Raw genomic sequence first — 18,584 nt, forward strand, 5'->3', positions numbered from 1 at the left:
AATTTGCTTACCACAATTTAAATCGTTCTTCAATAGAAAGTTTATTTCCATAATTTTTCAAATAAGTTTGCATGTTATTCCAGTGCCGGTCTTTTTGGGATTCGTGAACCGATTCCAGCAGGCGCAATGCCTTTTCAAAATCGCCGTTGAGATAGGCGTAATAAGCTTCTTTTAATGGTTCGGGCAGACGGCTTAGCCTGATTTCTCTGAACGAACGGTCGAGCATTTTTAAGCCTTCGTCATACTTACCGCGTTCGGCCAGATAAAACGCTGCTCGTTCGTAAAGATCGCGTTTGAGTTCGTATTGATCCGTAAACTGATGGAGCGCCTTTAAGGTTTCGCGATACCAGAGGGAGTCGGCATTTAGCGCCTCATACGCGTTCGCCTTGCGGTAGTACAGATCAAAATAAAAGAACTTAGCGTTTGTTTGCTCCATACGTTTTAGTGAATCTTCTAAATTTTTTAACAGCCCTAAAGCTTTGTTTATATCTGTGTTGATTACAGAGTCGATTGGAGCGAATAACTCATTTTTTTGAATTTTAATCAGGCGGTAGCGAAGTCGATGGTATTGCAGGGTATCGGCCCATGTTTTTTGCATTTCTTCGGCAATTACTTTGCGGGCTTTTTGATAATCGCCCTGCCGGATTAAGCGGTCGATTAACTCAATTTGCGGCTCTGACGAACAGGCCATGAAAAATAAGGGCAGCAACCAGAAAATTTTTAAAATATCTTTGTAAGTTAGCATACGTTAATTTTACAATAAAATGGAAAAATATGCAAATCAGAACAGTAAGAGTGTAAGGCTGGGAATCAGAAGAACGGCGGCCACAAATCGATCGAATTTGATGGGGTTGATTCGCAATTGCCAGCGGTTCCCTGTAACGACGGCTAAAAACATAACCGTGATAAAGATGAACAATTGCCACATATTAAACGACACTTCCGTTCCGAGCGAATGGTAGAGCAAAAGCCGCCAGGCCGCGCCAAAGGCAAAAATGGCAATAAGCTGGGCTCTGAAACTGGCTTTTTTTAAAGCCAGTTTAAAATAGATGACCAGCAACGGTCCGCTGATTCCAAATAATCCGCCGCCAATACCAGCCAAAAAGGCGAGCGGCAGGGAGATTTTGTGGCTGGTTTTGATTTTAAATTTATGGCTGCTGGCAATCGTGTTGAACCAGATCAGCCCGATGAAAAAGATCATTGCCAGCCCCAGTAGTGTTTTTAGCAAGGCAACATCAAAGGCATTGAGCAGTTTGGCCCCGATGTAAGCGCCCGGAAAAAATAACGCCAGAATCGGTAAAACAAATTTCCAGTTGATCAAACGGTAAACCTTTGCCAAAAGATAAATTCCGCCAAAAACATCCAGCAGGGCCGAAAGAAAAATGACCTGCGGCGGGGCGTAAAAGTAAGAAAGCGTTGGGATTAAAATTAACGCCGGGCCAAAACCGGTAAATCCTTTTACGAAATAGGCGACAAAAATAACCAGAACGGCAAATAAAAAAATGATCGCTTCCATGCAGGCAAAAAAGAATTAACGGAAAATGGTTTTAATCAATGTCAAGCACCAGTTTTCCCTCTAACATCAAAGGATGGCCGTCGAGGTAGATGGACGGTTTGGTTAAAACCGCGTCAACATGGATACCCACGGCAAAGGTGCCGCCCATACTGATGTTGTTGCCAAAAGCGACATGCGCCGTGCCCATTACCTTCTCGTCTTCTAAGATATTCCCGATGATTTGCGCGGCATGATTGGTGCCAATTCCAAATTCCGCCACGTTCATACCGTCTTTACCAAAACGGCTGAGCATGGCAAAGAGTTGATCTGCTTCTTTGCCGCCCTCCATTTTAACGGCGAAACCATTTTTAATGGTAATTTTAAGAGGCGTTCTTAACATTCCGATGCCAGCCACAGAAGCATCCACCACCAGCACGCCCTCGCTTTTTCCTTCCTGGGGCATTAAAAAGGCCTCGCCGCTTGGCAAGTTGCCGCCCTGACCTTTTTCCAGCAACAGTCCGCTTGAGGCGATGGCTTTAATGCCTTCGATGGGCATAAAAAGGTCGGTGCCCAGAGGCGAACTTAAATGAACCGTTTTGGCCTCGTCCAGCAAGGCGGCCAGCCTTTTGGTCCTGCGGGCAATAAGCTGATAATCGGCGTTTAGCGTTCGCATCATGGTGCTTTCGCTGATATTGGGCATGGTGGCCACGCGGGCGCCGGCCTTGCAGGCATTGCGTTTGGCGTCTGTATGCGTAAGCGAGCGATAAGTGGGACAGACCACCACCTGGTGCTGGCGCATCAGATCGGCTACTTCTTTGGGCGGTTCCTGTCCGTTGACGTCTGCAACAGGAATCTGGACTAATAACGTTTTTTCCGTAATCTCGTTTCCTGCCGTAAAAAAGGCCTTACCAATGTTCTCTTTTTCTGTATCGCAAACAATCAGCAATTTTTCCTCGGGAGTTAAACCAAGACAGGTTTTAAGTGCGGTGTGAGCGGCTTTAATCAAATCATTCATGAGCATACCTTTTAATATTATGGTGAATTTATTTTCGGAGTTCTCTCTAAAAAACTTCTTCTGGCCTTCCGGCGGACAACGCGCTTTGCACTCACGTTTAAGCGCAAATAGCGGAAGATTTCAGCCTTTTAGAGTAAACCCATCTACAATTTTAAAGATACAAGTTAAAATATTATTGGCTAATATTCAAATGGAATACCCGACTTAAGAGCGATATTTTTAATTTTGCGGTCAACGGCATCCAATATTTGATCAATGGGCATATTGTATTGGTGCAAATTCAGGCGATCCGAAATTGAATTATAAGCCTGTTTCAAGTTTTGAATGGCCAGGCGATATTCATGCGTGATTTTCTGTAATTCCTTAATAATGGGAGGCTCGGGCGTTTTCATTTGCATGGCATTCAGTTCGCTTTTGATGGCCACAAATTTATCAAGGTACGATTCCAGATCGGGGCGTTTAATATCTATTAAATGCTGATATTTTTTGCGAAAATTTGTAAGCTGTTCATTAAAAGAAGGTTGCCCCAGGCTTTCTTTTAAACGTTGTGCCTGTTGTTTTAGGTGGCGGTAATTGGACTTTAACTCTTTGTACCTTAACAGCCGCTCTTTGTGCATTTGAAAATGTTTTTCGTCTTTCAAAAAGTACCATTTTTCCTGTAGCTTTTGCTGATCTCTTTTCAGATCGTTCATTTTTTTGACCAGAATGTCCTGATCTTCCTGGAGGTTTAACAGCTTTTCGCGAATCTTGGTATGATAGTGTCCAAACAAAAAGAGGAAAATCAGTAAAAAGAAAAAGGCTTCCGGAATGATCAACAGCCATGAGCTAAAGGCAACGTAAGACAGAATAAACGAGAGCGGCGTAACCACGCCAATGAAAAATAACTTGACGTTTTTCCAGGTCTTGAATTTAACCTCGTTTAGCCTTATCTGTACCTGAAGCTCTTCGATGCTTTTTTTTAGCTTTTCAATCTTATTTTTGTTTTCGTGATAGGTTTTAATATCGCGATCGGCTTCCGGAGGGAGTTGATCGTATTCGGCCAGATCTATCTTTAACGTTTGCTCAATGGAGGCCAGACGACTTTCTACCTCTTTCAGTTCGGCTTCGTTTTGCGCTTTTAGTTGTTCAAGGCTCTTCCAGAGCAGTACCTCGGCCCTGAGTAAAATGGGATTTTGGTCTTTAATCGGCTCAAACGATTCTTCCAGTTTTTTGTGCACTTCATCTTTATGCAGATGCTTTTGACGGATCTTTTGCGTTAAATGATTTAATTTGTTCAGGCTGTCTATTAATTCGTTGCGTAAGGCATTGGCTTTTTGTAAAATGAGCAAAAAGTCCTTGAAGCGACTGAGCTGTTGGATGTCGTTGGTATCGAACTTGCCCGGCAAAACTTCATTGGAAACCGTTTCAATCTGATTTAACAAAGACTGGACTTTGTTTAAGTTAAAACTGGGCGAAAACAGCAAGTACAAAGAGTTTAATAATTCGCTAAAGGGCTTGCCTTCCGCAATTTCTTCATTAAGTATCTCCAGATAGAGAGATTTATCGACGATGGGAAAGATGGAACGGAGCATGTCGAGATAGGGGCGCGAAAAACCATTATCAACGATATCTTTTCCCTGAAAGATTGGCCGGCTGGACTGCGGATCGGTTAATAAACATGCAATAACGTCGGTTTCAAAGTCGCGCTCGATAAGCAAAATTTTATGATCAATGGCGAGGGACACCATGCCCGTAAAGGTCTGGTTAACCTTGGGATTTCCACGAAAGAGTAATTTTTCTTCCGCGGTCATGCCAAAGATGATACCCAGGATGGCGTGGATAAAAAACTGGCTTTCATCCCCCTGCGCTTCAAAAACCAGGTTTTGATGCTCATCAAGAAAATTAATGGTTGTATTCTGGTCAAATCCCTTAAAACCAGAAAGTTGTAGAGATTGTATGCGCATGATTAATGTCTCTCCGCTTCGTTCCATGATGGTAATGGAAAAATTTTTCCCGTCCATTCTTTTTTATATTTACTCCCCATTACGGGGCGTAAAAAATGAATACGCTATTTACAACGTACCGTTTGAAATTTACTAAATTTAAAACTTAAAATCATTAATTTTTACTCGTGCTAATTATTTTAAAATAAAAGCGAAGCCAGGAATATCGTTGTTCCAGGTCACTAATTTTAAAACCTGCCGGAATTTGGGATAAAATAAGCGAGTCATGCCCAAAAAAACATTGTTAAACAGAGTGTAATCACTTGCGAATTCAGGTTTCAAATTTTAAATTAAATTTGTGAAAAAATAAAAGATAGTCTATTTTAATACGATTTAAGAAAAAAAATATTTTTTAAAGTAAGTTAGAAATTGGGTTGAATTAAGGAAACGGAGTTTATCATGTCATTATTTCCCAAAAGGACAGCGATTTTAGTGGGCGGCGGTCCTGCCCCCGGAATCAATAGCGTAATTGGGGCGGCGACAATACGAGCCATTCTTTCCGGTTCAGAAGTGATTGGCATCCAGGATGGATTTAAATGGATCATGCGCGGCGATATTTCTCATGTGATTCCACTGACCATTGAATCGGTGAGCCGCATTCATTTTAGAGGCGGTTCGCACATTGGTATTTCGCGGGATAATCCCACAAAAGACGAAAAATTTCTGGAAAATACGGTTTCTTCTTTACTCCGCTTGAATGTTGACAAGTTGATCACCATTGGCGGCGACGACACGGCCTATTCTGCTTTTAGAGTTGAGCAGGTGGCCAATGGACGCGTGCGCGTGGCGCATGTGCCTAAAACCATCGATAACGATCTCGATTTACCCGGCACGATCAGCACTTTTGGTTTCCAGACGGCGCGCCATCTGGGTGTGGAAATTGTTAAAAACATTATGACGGACGCCAAAACAACCTCTCGCTGGTATTTTGTGGTAACCATGGGCCGAAAAGCGGGGCACCTGGCTCTGGGCATCGGAAAGGCCTGCGGCGCCACGCTTACGCTCATTCCCGAGGAGTTCGGAAATAAAAAAATAAAGCTGAAAAGGATTGTGGATATTCTGGTGGGGGCCATCATTAAACGCATGAGTTACGGCCGGCAGGATGGCGTGGCCATTTTAGCGGAAGGGCTGCTGGAAAAACTTGATCCCAACGACTTTGAGCTGTTGATGAACGTGGAAAAAGATGCGCATGACAACATTCGGCTGGCAGAAATTAGTTTCGGTGAAATTTTAAAGCGCCGCGTACAGGATCGCCTGGCAGAGTTTGGGCTCAAAACCACCATTGTGGCTAAAAATATCGGCTATGAGTTGCGCTGCGCCGATCCCATTCCATTTGATATGGAATACTGCCGGGACCTGGGATTTATGGCGGCCAAATTCTTGTTTGACGGCGGCTCCGGAGCGCTAATTTCCATTCAGGACGGCCGTTTTGTGCCCATGATGTTAAAGAAGAAGATCGATCCTAAAACCAAGCGGATGAAAATTCGGATGGTGGATGTAAAATCCGAATATTATCATGTGGCCTACCGTTATATGATTCGCTTAAAGGCCGAAGATTTTGACGATCCGCATGAACTGGCCAAATACGCGGCCACGGCCGGTGTGGGGCTGGACGAGTTCAGAAAGCAGTTTGAATATCTGGTGGATGATAGCGAGGTGGAACACATTGGCGACGACGGCATTGCGCACGAAAAGGTAGAAGCCGCTCCGGCAAAAAAAGCAACCAAAGGCCATTAACCGTCTGAAGGTGGAAGTTTTGATCCCCCGGAATCAGCGCATTTCGGGGGATTTTTTTTGGCTTTTACGGTGTGTTGAGTGTGGGCGTTACTTTAAATTCATATCTGCCCGAGTAAAAACAAAAAAGGCGCGGGGATTTTTCATCCGCGCGCCCTTGCTGCCGCTTACAAATCGCGAGATAGTTTAAACTGTAAAATACGATTATTTCCGGTGTCTGAAATGTAAACCGTCTGGTTATCGGTATTGCGCGTAACGGCAATGCCTTTTGGATTTTTAAACTGGTAATCGCCGCTGCCAAAGCCGACAACCGCCTGCTGCTGCTGGCCGGTGGGGCCAAAGCGGTAAAAGCCAGGCAGACGTACGCCGTCGGGCGAACCGGCGTCAACCACAAAAATATTACCGCCATAATCCAGAGCAACGTCTTCCGGCAGGTAAAATTTATCGTAGTAGTACAGATATTCTTCTTCCGGTGTGCCGGAAAGGTCTGTTTTGGGCGCCAGCACTTCCTGACCTTCAAAAAGAACGGTTGTGATGAACTGAACCTTGTAATAATTAAACAGATTGGCCGGCGGATAGGAGCCGCTCTGGCAAAAGATAAATCCCAGCGTATTCTCGCGTGACGAGATATCCAGGTATTGTTCGCGTAAGGAAGTAATGCCGGTGGGAATTAACGCCGAAAACAAACCGCTGCCGTTGGCATAAAGCGGAAGCGGGCCCTTCCAGACATTATTTCCGTAAAAATCGTAAATCTGACTTAAAACGGGCGAAACCGTGGAATCGACAACGGTGACGTAGTATTCAAATCCGTTGTGAACGCTAATGCCGGTAAACTGGCGCGTTGGTTCGGAGGATTGTTCAAAAACCACTTCCACCGGCGCCTGGTCGATATGATGATCATGTTTGAAAAGGTCGATTTTGTAAACCTTGTTGGTTTTGTTGACGATAAGCAGTGCCAGGCTATCGTTTTGCGTAATGGCCTCGGGATGGGGGATAAATTGTGAGTACCCCATAATGCCGCCGCCCAGGTCTAACATTACAATGCGGTCGTTACCGGTATCTGCAATATACAGGAAATTATCGGCACCAAGGTAAATATCTCCCGGCGCATCAAAATCGTAGCCGCTGGCCCGGTCAAATTTATGATTGAGCTGAATGTACTCATCGCCTACAATGCGCGGCTCGTCTTCGGGAATATTAGGGAGCGGCAGAGTATCGTGTTTACATTGCAAAACTAAAACGCTGGTAACAATTATCAAGAGAATGATTTGAATCTTCATTGTACACCCTTAATTCAAAATTCAATTTTAGCGGTAAAACGATTTACATAGCCTAATCGACCAAAATTGGTGTAGGCATAATCCAGTTTCAAATTCAGTCCGGCTATTTTACGCTGCAGCCCCAGCCCAAAAGAGATGTCTTCTTCTATCTGAGCGGTTTTGTACCCCATGCGTAAAAACAGCGTGTTCTGCCAGCCGTATTCCAGACCAAAATTCAAATTTTCTTTATTGTCATTGGGATGGTTTAGCTGCACCGTACCGGTGAGCAGATGATCTTTTTGCGAAATAAAATCGGCTGCCAGGCCAATGCGAAAGATAATGGGCGGCGGAAAGGACTGGAAAGAGGAAACCTCAACGTCTTGATTTTCCAGGTCTTTGTAAACCAATGTACCTTCCGGGGACATGTCGTTGCCAAAATTGGAGATGACCACGCCAAAGCGCGTGGTTTTCCAGCCGGTATCGTAATAAATGCCCAGGTCAAAGAGCAGGGCGTTCATAGTCAACTCGACAATATTTTCCTGCATCCATTTAGTGGAAAGGCCGAAGCTGAATTTGTCCGTCATGCGCCGGGCATAGGTCAAACTGATTAAAAAGTCGCTGTAAGAGAAGTAGCGCCCGGTTCCCAGCGGTTGAAATTCGGTGGTCTCTTTCATCTCATCGGTGTGTAGATAGGTGATGGCCAGGCCGAGGGAATTGGTGGAATTGATATGGTAAACCAGCCCGGCGTATTCCAGTTGAACTTCAACCAGCCATTGGGTGTGCGAAAAGAAGACAGAATGCTGATCAAAGTTGTTCAGTCCGGCCGGATTCCAGTAAAGCGCTTCGGCGTCGTTGGCGATGGCCACATAGGCTTCGCCCATGCCCAGGGCGCGGGAGCCCTGACCGATTTTAAGAAACTGAGCGCTCGAGGTTCCTCTGCGTTGACCGCCCAGATCCGGGAATAGCTGGGCCTGAACGCGAGTCGTTACGCCGGAAATGAAGAGGAAAATCAAAAAGTATGTTAATTGTTTCATCTTTATGCTGATCATCGTTTACATCGCTCCGTTAAAATTCCAGTGAAAATCCAAGCAAAATGTGCCGCGGGGCACGATAACGGGCCGGATCGAAAGGATAGGGATCGTGCGGCCAGTGACGATCCGGATAAACCGGGTCGTTCCAGCTTATGGGTACCGGATCTCCGTATTCGTAAGCTCTTCCCGTTACGGGATTTATGATTTGTGCGTTTTTATTGTTAAATAAATTGCGGATCTCAAAATAGAAGATGTAGTGCACGTCCCAAAGATCGAAATATTTTTTAAAGCTCAGGTCCACCCACTTCCAGTTGCTGCCGATCTTGCTGTACAGCGTTTTTTCTTCTACGTCGTATTCCGTGAGGTAGATGGGGCGGCCATCGGAACGGTACTGACCGGAAAAGACCACCGGCGTGTATCGGCGCCCGGCCTGAGCAAAAAAGTGCAGATTCAGGTTCCATTGATTAAACAGTTTGATGCCGAAGATTTCCGGCTTTTGATCTTTGGTGACGCGAAAGGACAAATTACCGGAAATTTGCCAGGGACGATCCCAGGCGGCGTAAGATTCGCGAATCGGTACGTCCTGGCCGGTGGCGCTGCGATCGATTTGCAGAATGGAAGAAGCGTTAGACGATTTCGTTGTTGTGATGGAGTAGCTTGCCGCAACATTGCCGAACAGATATTTCCCGATGCGCGTTTTGTATTCTATCTCGATGCCGCGCGCCCGGGCGTAGTCTAAATTGACATAGGTGTAGGCGGTTTGTCCGCCGCGTCCGGGTAAACGGAAACGCGTGGTTTTAACATAATCAAAAATATCCTTGTAATAGGCGGAGATACTTAACACATCGTTTTCGGTGAATTGATTGCGCAAGCCCAGTTCATACTTTACACTGGTTTCGGGATTTAGCGCCGGATTTCCATAGGTCTGATAGGCCGAACGTGCGCTCACCGTTGATAGACCGGAATAGACAAACTGCGGACGGGGGCGTTTGGAAAAATGGCCGTAGTTGAAGTAGAGCATCTGGTTGTTGCTGACCGGAAAGGAAACGCCGATGCGCGGCATGAGTCGCGCCTTTACGCGTCGCCCGAAAAAGTTGAATGAATCTTTTTTGTATTTTTCGCGCTGATCCGGGCTGATGAAATTGGTGGTGTCTTCGATGGCCCGGTCGGCAAAGGCGCCGGGCGCCCAGTAATCCAGCCGCAGACCGGCGTTCAAAATAAAACCGCCAAAGCGGATATCGTCCTGAAAGTAAAAGGCGCCGTCTGCGGGATAAACATGGAATAGATCCTGGCTGGAACCATAAGGCCCGGCGAACGGCTCCTGAATATCGATCAATTGCATCTCTTTAAAAGAGATTTCTATACCGGTCTTAAAGGTGTGCACATCGCCGGAATGGTGCGTCAGATCGCCTTTAATCGTGTAGGAGTACATGAAGTGGTCGTGCCAGGAAAGGGCGTTACCGTAATCGTAAAAACCATCTCCGGGAATGACGCGCACTTTAGTGGAATCGCCATAAGGTGTGTAATACTCCACCGGCAACCGCGGCACATCCAGCGGCTGGGTGTAACCATTCCACAAATCATCGCCCCATTCGGAACGCAGCTGCGCAAAATAACGACTGAATTTTAGTTCGTAAAAGGTGGTGGAATTGAGCGTATGGTTCCAGATTAAAGAAATTTGCTCATTGTCGTGCGTAAAGGTGTTAAAATTATCCAATAGCTTCATGTATTTGTACGGAAAACCCGGTCTGGGTTCCACATAGTTCAAATTGGTTTGCAAAGTTTGTGTGTTCTGATTGATCACCAGCGAACGGTTGTAGGTGTAAGTCAACTTGTGCGTGGGATCGATTTTCCAGGTTAGTTTAATGAGCGCGCTCCACAGATTGTTCTGACGGGGCGCAAAAAAGTCCTGGTCAACCAGCCCGCCCAGAGTTGGCGCAATGGAAGAGTGGAGTTGCTTTGCGGTGGCTCGGGTGTAGTCGTCAAAGATTTTGTTTTGCAGATTTAAGAAGAAGTAGAACCGCCCGGGCAGTTTTAATCCCGCCTTGTTCATAATATTGGTAATCGGTTCCGGGCCGCTTAAACTAAAATCCCAGTGATCGGTGTTAAAACTGAAATCTTTGTCGCGGAATTGGCCGAACAGGTGATCGGTTTTGTAAGAAAAATAACCCTCCAATTTGTCGCCGCCCGATTTGGTTTTAACGCTGATGATGCCCGAGGTCGCCTGTCCGTACTCGGCTTTATAGCCGCCGGTAAGCACCTCGATCTCCTGAATGGCGTAAGAGCTGAGCCGTAAACCAAAACCGGTGCCGGCAAGCGGATCCTGTACGGAGAGACCTTCTACCAGATACTGGGATTCATACGAACGGCTGCCGCGGATGTACAGGGCGTCGTCCTGTTTAGTGACGCCGACCTGCTGACTGACCAGGTCGGTGACGTTTTCCACGATGCGGTTTTTAATTTCATCTTCGGTAAGAGTGCGGGCCGTGGTGGTCTGCTCCAGATCCATTAAAGGCTTTTCACCAATGACAGTGATCTCCTGTCCCAGCGCCAGAATAGAAGGCTCCATCTGAAAGTTTAAAGTCAGCGTCTGGCCCGGCTCAACCTTTACGCCGGTTTGCTGGATGACTTTATAACTGACATAAGAGACTTCAATGGTGTAAACGCCCGGTTCGATTTTAGGGATGATGAAGAACCCTTCGAGATCGGTGGAGGCTCCGTAATAGGTTCCTTTGACGATAATGTTCACGCCAACCAGCGGTTCGCCGGTTTCTTTGTCGGTAACCAGCCCGCGAATAGTGCCGGGCTTTTGCGCCCAGAGCAGAGAACCGCTCATAATCAGCAAGATCAGAAAAATTTTATTGAAACCATTCATTTGCTTTAATCCGTTGTAAATCATGGTTTAAAAATGTCATTGAAAACAATTTTAAAAAACTCGTTTAAATTGTTGTTGGCCTGCAAATAGTGCAATGGCGTCGCCGAAAAAATGAAATCGTAAGCGTCTGTTCCGTGCTTGTTGTCGTTACGCCCTAACAGAATAAAAATCGGGTCCTCGGTCGATCTGGGATCGTCGTAGCGATAAAGAGGAATGGCCGTCGGCTTGGGCTTTAATCCCATTAAGCCAACAATAATCTTGCTTACTTTGAGTTCGGGCAGTTGTACGCCAAACAGCTCGTCAATGGATTGCTGCCCCGTTGAATCGGCATAGTAAACGCTGTTTGTAGTAATAAAATTAAACATTTTCCCCAGCGAATCGACCGGCGTAAATTCCAGCGGATTGCCCAGCGCGCCAAAGCCCTGATTAAATTGTACGGAATAGATGATCTTTCCGCCTGTTGCCAGAAATTCCGGAATGGCCACCTGGGCGGTGATAAAGTGTTCATCCGTTTCCTGAATTAAATCGCAGTACCAGATGATGCGTTTAAACAGTTTAAGCGTTTCGATAAATTGCAAACGCGAAGCAGGAAACTGTTCCTCGATGTTCCAGTAATCGAAGCCGGCCTGCGGATCGATTTCCGGTAAAATTTGCGAGAGCATGGATTTGTAGTAGCGATCCGGATAGTTGGACTGGGCTTCATTGGCGAAATCGTCGATCAATAAATATTCGCCTTTTGGTTCTTTTACATACCAGGTGCCTCTTTGCGGCATGCGGATGATCGGGCTGCGGCTATTGGCCACATCAACCGCCCGGATATAGAAGACGTGCTCGCCCTGCGTCAGACCGCTGTCGGCCGTTAACGTCAGGTTGCGACGAAAACCGGCAATTTTACGCCATTGAGTCGTATCGTCCAGGGCGTATTCAAAATACACGATGGTGGAATCCCCATCCAGATCATTGGCCTGCCAGATGAAGCTGGCCACAGTAAAGGTTGTGTCCGGAATGCGGCTGGAAGGCAGCCAGTTAATCGTCGGGCTGGTGTTTTTAATCGGAAATAACTGCTTAGCCGGGGTAGGATCCCAGGCTCCGTCGTTATCCACTGCCCGTATTTGAAACACATAACTGGTTTCGGCGCCGGTAATTTTCAGCGGAAAGGTCAAAGAACGTTCCTGTGTCCACTGCCAGTCGCCGGAATCGGGAAAAGCCTCCCACGTGTAGTAAAAACCAGTGATAAAGCCGTCTTCATCGCGTCCGTCCCAGAACAACTTTTGAATGCTGGCCGTGTGATTTAAGGTGTCTTTTCCGGTCGATTGCACAAAGAGAAAGGTTTCCGGAGGCGAATTGGGATGATATTCTCCGGTAATTTTTTCTTTACAGGAATAGACAACGCTTAACAACGCCAGGCTTAAGCCAATTTTAAATGTCGTTTTTAATAAATTTTGCATAGTACTCTTCATCTAATGTTAAACCACACTTCAACCACTCATCAACCATTCAACCATTCAACTATTCAACCATTCAACTATTCAACCATTCAACTATTCAACTATTAAAGAGGGCAGGCAAAACCCGCCCTCTCATTTAAATGCTTTATTTTATAAGCAACATTTTACGTGTTTGTTTAAAGTTTTCGCCTTTCAGCGTGTAGAAGTAAATGCCTGCGCTCACCAGATTGCCGGCATCGTCTGTTCCATCCCAGCTTAAGCGATGGGCGCCCGCAGGTTGTAAACCATTCAGCAACGATTTCACCTTGCGACCCAACACATCGTAAATATCCAGACGATAGTTACCCTGTTTAGCAAGGTAAAATTCGATGGTCGTGGTCGGGTTGAACGGGTTGGGATAATTTTGCTTTAACTGAAAGGTGGAGACAACCGGCGCTTCCACGATATCGGTGGTATGTCCCTGAATATCGTTTACCGTTCTGGGGATGATTTTGTAATTTCCATAGCTGTAGTAGTGAACGGCGACGATTTCATCGATGTGATCATTCAGAGCAAAAGTGGAATCACGGTTTCCGCTAAAATCAAGCGCCAGATCGTCAACGCGCAATTCGCCCGTTCCGTCATCTACGGTAAATTCGCCAAAGTTGCTGGGCGAATCGGGGAAGGGATTGGCAACCGTCAAATTGGAAACGCGCACCAGGCACGATTCATACGCTTCGGCATCAGGGCCGCCGGTTTTGATCTGACCGGTGGTCACATCCATCGGCGTTACAGTATTGCCGGTGCTCAAAAGCGTAAGACCCGTGGCGCTGTCGGTAACCACGATGCGTGTAACGCCAAAGCGCTCTTCAATGACGCCGGTTACTTCAATTTCATCGCCGATATGCAGGCCCGAATGATAGGTGTCGCGCACCTGTATGCCGTACCAGGGCTCTTCAATTTGCTGGATGACAAAAAAGCCCGGAAAATGCGAAGAATCGGAAACAACAATACCGCGCAGGGTTACTTCGTAGCCGACATAAGGAGAAGCATCGTTGGGGTAGCCCCATGTGTACTGAACGTCTTTGATGTCCAGGTTGCCGGTGCGTACTACATAGGAGTAAATTTCGTAAGACGTATCGCCGGGCGCGGTGGTAAAGTCGCCGGCATCGTCTTCCGCAGAAATAAAGTAGCGCACGTAACTGCCATCAACCTGATTGGGAATTTTTGCCATAAAAGTATCTACGCCGCTAACGGTCATGTCCACTTCCATAAATGGATTCCAGTCAACGCTGTAATGGAGCGTGGCTTTGGTAACGGCTGTGTTGTCTGTAATATTTGCATAAATGGTTACGTCCGTTCTCGGTGTCGGAACGCCAGGAACTCGCGAAACTTCATGAATGACCGGCGGGTTGGAAAGGATTTCCAGATCGGCATCCGTTCTGGGGTTAACGGTGTACTGATCAACGTTAACATGACGTACAAATCCTTTAACATGTAATTGGGTGCCGGTGGGCGGCCACTGATAAACATTGTCGTCAAAGCGACTGCGGAACCACATGAAATAGTCATCCAGATATGTGAGCCCACCCGTGGCGTCGGTAATAGACGCGGTGTTGGAGCTGAGGTTATTGTTGACAATCGAAACGTCGCTTAAGGTCACCCACATCGATTCCCATTGCTCGGCAACGCTGTTGTTGGAGAGATCGGCGGTGGTAAGTTGCAGCGGATCCGGCAGCGGATTGCCTGTGGAAACAATTTCGATGGGCACAACCGGATTGGTTAACAGGGCCATCTGCGTTAAACCGCTGTATTCATCGATTACGCCGGTAAAATAGCAAATCATGCCCGGTTCAACAAAGCTGAATAAGGTATTGACTTCCGTCGTATCGTGCTGGATAATGAAAAAACCGCTCCACGGTTTCGGGAAACTATCCGGATCAATCACATACGTGGCCCAGCGTGCGCCCACATAAAGATCGCGCGGGTAGTGCATAACCATGGCTTTTACAACTACCGTGTCTCCAAACAGGGGAGATTGTTCGGAACTGGCCGGATCGACAACATGCTGGATGTCGTAAACCGTAACCGTGTCGTAAGCCGCTGTTTGCCCGAAAAGGTTAAAGGCAAACACAAAAGTTAACAACGTAATAATTAGAAAGTAGCGTTGATGCATGAGCAACACCTCCTGATTTAAATGGTACAAATCTGATAATGAAACAAACCGATACGTGTTTTTCTATCTTTAATATAGCTGTACAGATTACTCTCCAGCGCAGGCGCGCGTATGGAATTCAAGCCTGCTGTTTTAAATCATACCCATTTAAGTTTAGCCAACAATCGTTTCCGATACTTTTTCACCGTGTGTTATTTAATGACCACAAATTTACCGGTGTATATTTTGCCGTTATCCAGGTCTTTAACGGAAAAGAGATACAGCCCTGTGGCCAGCGCCTGATCGGCCTCGGTTACCAGATCCCAGGCATGCTCGCCGCCGGGGAAAACCGTTTGCACATTGGAACCGAAATTGGCAAAGCGTTCATACCATTGTACATCCTGACCACGGTAGGTTTCTGCATTGTGGATAAAGCTTCCCACCAGATCTCCGGCCAGGGTGTAAATGCGCACTTCACAATTAGCCGGCAAATTGTAAAAGTAGAGTTTCCTCTGGCGTTCCTGCGTGCCGTCCCACAGAGCGTTAACACGGTAAGGATTAGGATACACGCCAATTTCCAGTTCTTTATCTTCTGGCATGGCCGGGGTGCCGGGCGTAACCACCACCACATTCTGCAGGCGGCTGCTTTCCAGGCTTGGTAAGGAGATGGATGCGTCGCCGCTGTCGAAGGCGGTTACAGAAAAAGCATACTGCCAGCCATTATGCAGGCCGTCAATTTCTATCTGATAGTAAAATTCGGTCTCTTTTACCTCTTTGGTTACCGGATCAATATAGGTGCCTGTTTTCGGCTGATCCAGACGGATTTCGTCAAAGCCGGTGTCGTAAAAAAGGCCGTCTATCACATCAAATTCCCGGATTAGCTGCATGCTGGAAAAAATACCTTCCGAAGAACGATCGTCGTTCAAAAAGGAACGGTAAATACGATATCCTTCAAAGTCTTTATTTTTGGAGATTAGATCGACGGAGTTTTCAGCGGATTTATCCCACATGATGGTTACCTTGCCATTGCCTGGAATTATTTTGACGATGGGCGGCGTGGGCGGCGTGGGTAAAATATAGCGATCTAATTTGCCATTGTTATTCACATCTTCGGTGGAATCGGTTCCCACAAAATCCAATTTACCGTTGCGGTTAGAGTCTTCGCCGTAATACGCCTTTTGCGCCCAGGCAATGTTTTCGTAAAGATTGGCCTTGGCGTCGTCATCGTCCACGGTGGCCGGATTAAAGCCCGCTTTTTTGGCGCAAACAATGGCAAACACCACATTAATAGATTGGCCCGGATCAATGCGCTCAAAGGGGCCGGTGGAAATCAAGCTCATCCAATTACCGGGACGCTGATAGAGATTAGTCCAGTAAATGTCGTCGGGAAAATTGGTACGCATGCGTTCGTAACGCAGTACTTCTTCCCGCGGCGGTTGTTCATATTCTTCAATGCCGCCGGAAAACAGCCACCAGTTGTGCGTCACCTTACCCCGATATTTTTGGTCGCCGGGCTGCGGATCGGCGCCTAAAAAGGTAATGGACACGTAGCTGTCGGTGTAACCGGGATCTCCGTCATAATCGTAGCAGTACACCATCTTCATCTCATCATTGTCTTTGTAGCCCACGCCGGCATGCTGATAAAAAGGCGCGCCGATGCGCGGCGGCGTAATGTTCACATTGCGCACAACCAGGTCAGCCCATAAACCCACATAAACGTCTTTTAAAGTGTCGTCCCACACATTGGTGATGGTGTAATTTAAAATGACGAAATCGTCGGCAAACGGATAGTTCCAGGCATAAGTTTCCATGTGCACGGCAATGCCCATCGGATTATGCCCAAATATCTGATTGGTGGTTCCGGGAACGTAGGTGTTGGTGTCTGTAAAATCGGCCACAAAATCCTGATGACTGACGGCTTCGGGCGAGTAGAATTGATTATCCAGCAGAGAAGACCGTTCGAGAATGACATCGAGCGGATCGGCCGTGTTGGTAAATTCGAAATTGGTTGATCCGCCGGCCTGGAAACGGGCCGAGTTAAACGCGCCGGTTGTTACTTTAATACCGGAAGAGGTCTGCGCCCCTACCCATAAACCGCCGCCAAACAGGTGCTCCACTCCGGAACCTTTTGGGTATTCACAGGAAGGTTGATCGACTGGCACCTGCTTAATAAAACCATCGCCAATGGTGCCGTAGTTGGAAACGGTCAGGCCGATATTGCCAACATTGGTAAACTTGGAGTTATCGTCGATGGTTGGTTTGGATAAAGTCTGCGCCTCAAGGCGCGAAAAAAACAAGCACAAGGTTAGAATTAAAATCTTTCTCATAATCCCCATCTTACTTTTTACTTTTTTAGGCTACAACCGCTAATTAAAATTATTAACAAAATGATAAAGATGCAAATAAGTTGCGAGGTTTTTAAGGAAAAATGTAAACTAAAGAATACGGCTCTAATGCTAATGGAGTGCAGTCCGCCTATTCATGAGCCGTGCATGGGATATTTAAATTGCGGAAATTTTTTCACCCTGTTTCAATTGAGGATTGCAATCCTCAGATTGCGAACGCCGTAATTAAATGTGGGCCGAGAGCCGTAATTGTTTTTTGTGCGGCTTTTTCAGCCGCGGCAAATAGAATAAAAAGCGATTCTGTAGGAAGTTGGGTTTGGTAAAAACGAATAAAATTCATAAAATTAGCGGACGAGGGGCTAAAGAAAAGAGTAAATCTGGCAATATGATCGGAAAAGTGACTAAAAATTTTCAAAGCGACTTGACTAAAGGTCAAATAAATATTAAATTTGTTGTCTGCAATTTTTATTGGGGTGTAGCCAAGCGGTAAGGCAGCGGGTTTTGGTCCCGCCATGCGGGGGTTCGAATCCTCCCACCCCAGCAATAAATTTGCAAGCTACGGCTTGCTTTTTTTTATAATGATAAAATTTCTCAAAATTTTTTAAGGAGAGAAAATTCATGGCTGCATTGAAATTAAGCGCTGAAATACGTGAAGATAAAGGTAAGTCGGCAGCTCGTAGGTATCGTCGTCAGGGGAAAATTCCTGCCATATTATATGGTGAGGATAAAGAGCCTGTCCATGTATTGGTGGACGAGCACGATTTGGGTATTGGTTTGCGGGGCCACCATTCGGTTATTAATCTGGTAATAAAAGGCAAACCACATAGATGTATTGTACGTGAGGTTCAATATCATCCGCTAACCAGCAAGGTGCTGCATGTCGATTTTCTGGGCATTCAGGGTCATGATAAAATTGAAATGGAAGTTCCCATTAAATTTGAAGGAAAACCCGAAGGTGTGCGTGACGGCGGCATCTTTAATGAAATTAAACGTATTCTGGACATTGCCGTGCTGCCGGAAAACATTCCCGATGAGATCGTGATCAATGTGGATTCGTTAAAGATTGGCGACGCCATTCGTCTTAAAGATTTACAGTCTGAAAAATACGAGGTTCTTGGCGATCCGGAAGATGTTATTTGCCGTGTAGAAGCGCCGCATGTGGCTGAGGTGGAAGCTGCTGAAGCGGAAGAGGAAGAGGAAATAACCGAACCTGAAGTGATGGCCAAGGGCAAAGAAGCCAAAGAGAGCGAAGAAGAATAAAGGTAA

13 protein-coding genes and 1 tRNA gene are annotated in these 18,584 nt (G+C 46.3%); 4 read left to right on the top strand and 10 right to left on the bottom strand.

The annotated features are described in order from the left end of the window. Positions 1-7 precede the first annotated feature (7 nt). The 4 genes from Cabys_RS05615 to Cabys_RS05630 form a co-directional block, all read right to left on the bottom strand. Positions 8-745: a hypothetical protein gene (locus tag Cabys_RS05615; RefSeq protein WP_006929210.1), complete on the bottom strand. Its 738-nt coding sequence runs from the start codon at positions 743-745 to the stop codon at positions 8-10. A gap of 36 nt (positions 746-781) precedes the next feature. Next, positions 782-1,516: a sulfite exporter TauE/SafE family protein gene (locus tag Cabys_RS05620; RefSeq protein ID WP_006929211.1), complete on the bottom strand. Its 735-nt coding sequence runs from the start codon at positions 1,514-1,516 to the stop codon at positions 782-784. A 31-nt stretch (positions 1,517-1,547) separates the two neighbouring features. Beyond that, positions 1,548-2,510, bottom strand: a complete 963-nt coding sequence (locus Cabys_RS05625; protein WP_006929212.1) for an aminopeptidase — start codon at positions 2,508-2,510, stop codon at positions 1,548-1,550. Between the two features lie 179 nt (positions 2,511-2,689). Then, the gene (locus tag Cabys_RS05630; protein ID WP_006929213.1) at positions 2,690-4,510 is read right to left on the bottom strand and encodes a hypothetical protein; all 1,821 of its coding nucleotides are present in this window, start codon (positions 4,508-4,510) and stop codon (positions 2,690-2,692) included. A gap of 381 nt (positions 4,511-4,891) precedes the next feature. Here Cabys_RS05630 and pfp point away from each other — a divergent pair, with 381 nt between their 5' ends. Then, positions 4,892-6,229 carry a diphosphate--fructose-6-phosphate 1-phosphotransferase gene (gene pfp, locus Cabys_RS05635; RefSeq protein WP_006929214.1) on the top strand — a complete coding sequence of 446 codons (1,338 nt, stop codon included), beginning with the start codon at positions 4,892-4,894 and terminating at the stop codon, positions 6,227-6,229. Positions 6,230-6,393: 164 nt separating this feature from the next. Here the strand turns inward: pfp and Cabys_RS05640 are convergent, their stop codons facing one another. From Cabys_RS05640 to Cabys_RS05665, 6 genes are all read right to left on the bottom strand, one after another. After that, complete coding sequence (locus Cabys_RS05640; protein ID WP_006929215.1) at positions 6,394-7,506, bottom strand: NHL repeat-containing protein; 1,113 nt, start codon at positions 7,504-7,506, stop codon at positions 6,394-6,396. Positions 7,507-7,520: 14 nt separating this feature from the next. Beyond that, positions 7,521-8,519: a PorV/PorQ family protein gene (locus Cabys_RS05645; RefSeq protein ID WP_150109363.1), complete on the bottom strand. Its 999-nt coding sequence runs from the start codon at positions 8,517-8,519 to the stop codon at positions 7,521-7,523. A 31-nt stretch (positions 8,520-8,550) separates the two neighbouring features. After that, positions 8,551-11,391 (bottom strand): TonB-dependent receptor, encoded by a 2,841-nt coding sequence (locus Cabys_RS05650; protein WP_169313650.1) that lies wholly within the window; start codon positions 11,389-11,391, stop codon positions 8,551-8,553. A gap of 20 nt (positions 11,392-11,411) precedes the next feature. After that, positions 11,412-12,851, bottom strand: a complete 1,440-nt coding sequence (locus Cabys_RS05655) for a hypothetical protein (RefSeq protein WP_150125321.1) — start codon at positions 12,849-12,851, stop codon at positions 11,412-11,414. A 133-nt stretch (positions 12,852-12,984) separates the two neighbouring features. After that, a complete protein-coding gene (locus Cabys_RS05660) occupies positions 12,985-14,994 on the bottom strand; it encodes a FlgD immunoglobulin-like domain containing protein (protein WP_006929220.1) in 2,010 nt (669 codons plus the stop codon). A 191-nt stretch (positions 14,995-15,185) separates the two neighbouring features. Beyond that, the gene (locus tag Cabys_RS05665; RefSeq protein WP_044281222.1) at positions 15,186-17,300 is read right to left on the bottom strand and encodes a hypothetical protein; all 2,115 of its coding nucleotides are present in this window, start codon (positions 17,298-17,300) and stop codon (positions 15,186-15,188) included. Between the two features lie 334 nt (positions 17,301-17,634). Between Cabys_RS05665 and Cabys_RS20005 the strand changes: the two genes are divergently transcribed. The 3 genes from Cabys_RS20005 to Cabys_RS05675 all read left to right on the top strand — a co-directional run bounded on the left by Cabys_RS20005 (position 17,635) and on the right by Cabys_RS05675 (position 18,578). Next, the gene (locus Cabys_RS20005; RefSeq protein ID WP_169313651.1) at positions 17,635-17,808 is read left to right on the top strand and encodes a hypothetical protein; all 174 of its coding nucleotides are present in this window, start codon (positions 17,635-17,637) and stop codon (positions 17,806-17,808) included. After that, positions 17,788-17,859 (top strand) — tRNA-Gln (locus tag Cabys_RS05670). Before Cabys_RS20005 ends, Cabys_RS05670 begins: the two co-directional genes overlap by 21 nt. A gap of 77 nt (positions 17,860-17,936) precedes the next feature. Then, positions 17,937-18,578, top strand: a complete 642-nt coding sequence (locus Cabys_RS05675; protein ID WP_006929226.1) for a 50S ribosomal protein L25 — start codon at positions 17,937-17,939, stop codon at positions 18,576-18,578. Positions 18,579-18,584: the final 6 nt, after the last annotated feature.

The sequence above is a fragment of the Caldithrix abyssi DSM 13497 genome (assembly GCF_001886815.1).
Lineage (GTDB): Bacteria > Calditrichota > Calditrichia > Calditrichales > Calditrichaceae > Caldithrix > Caldithrix abyssi.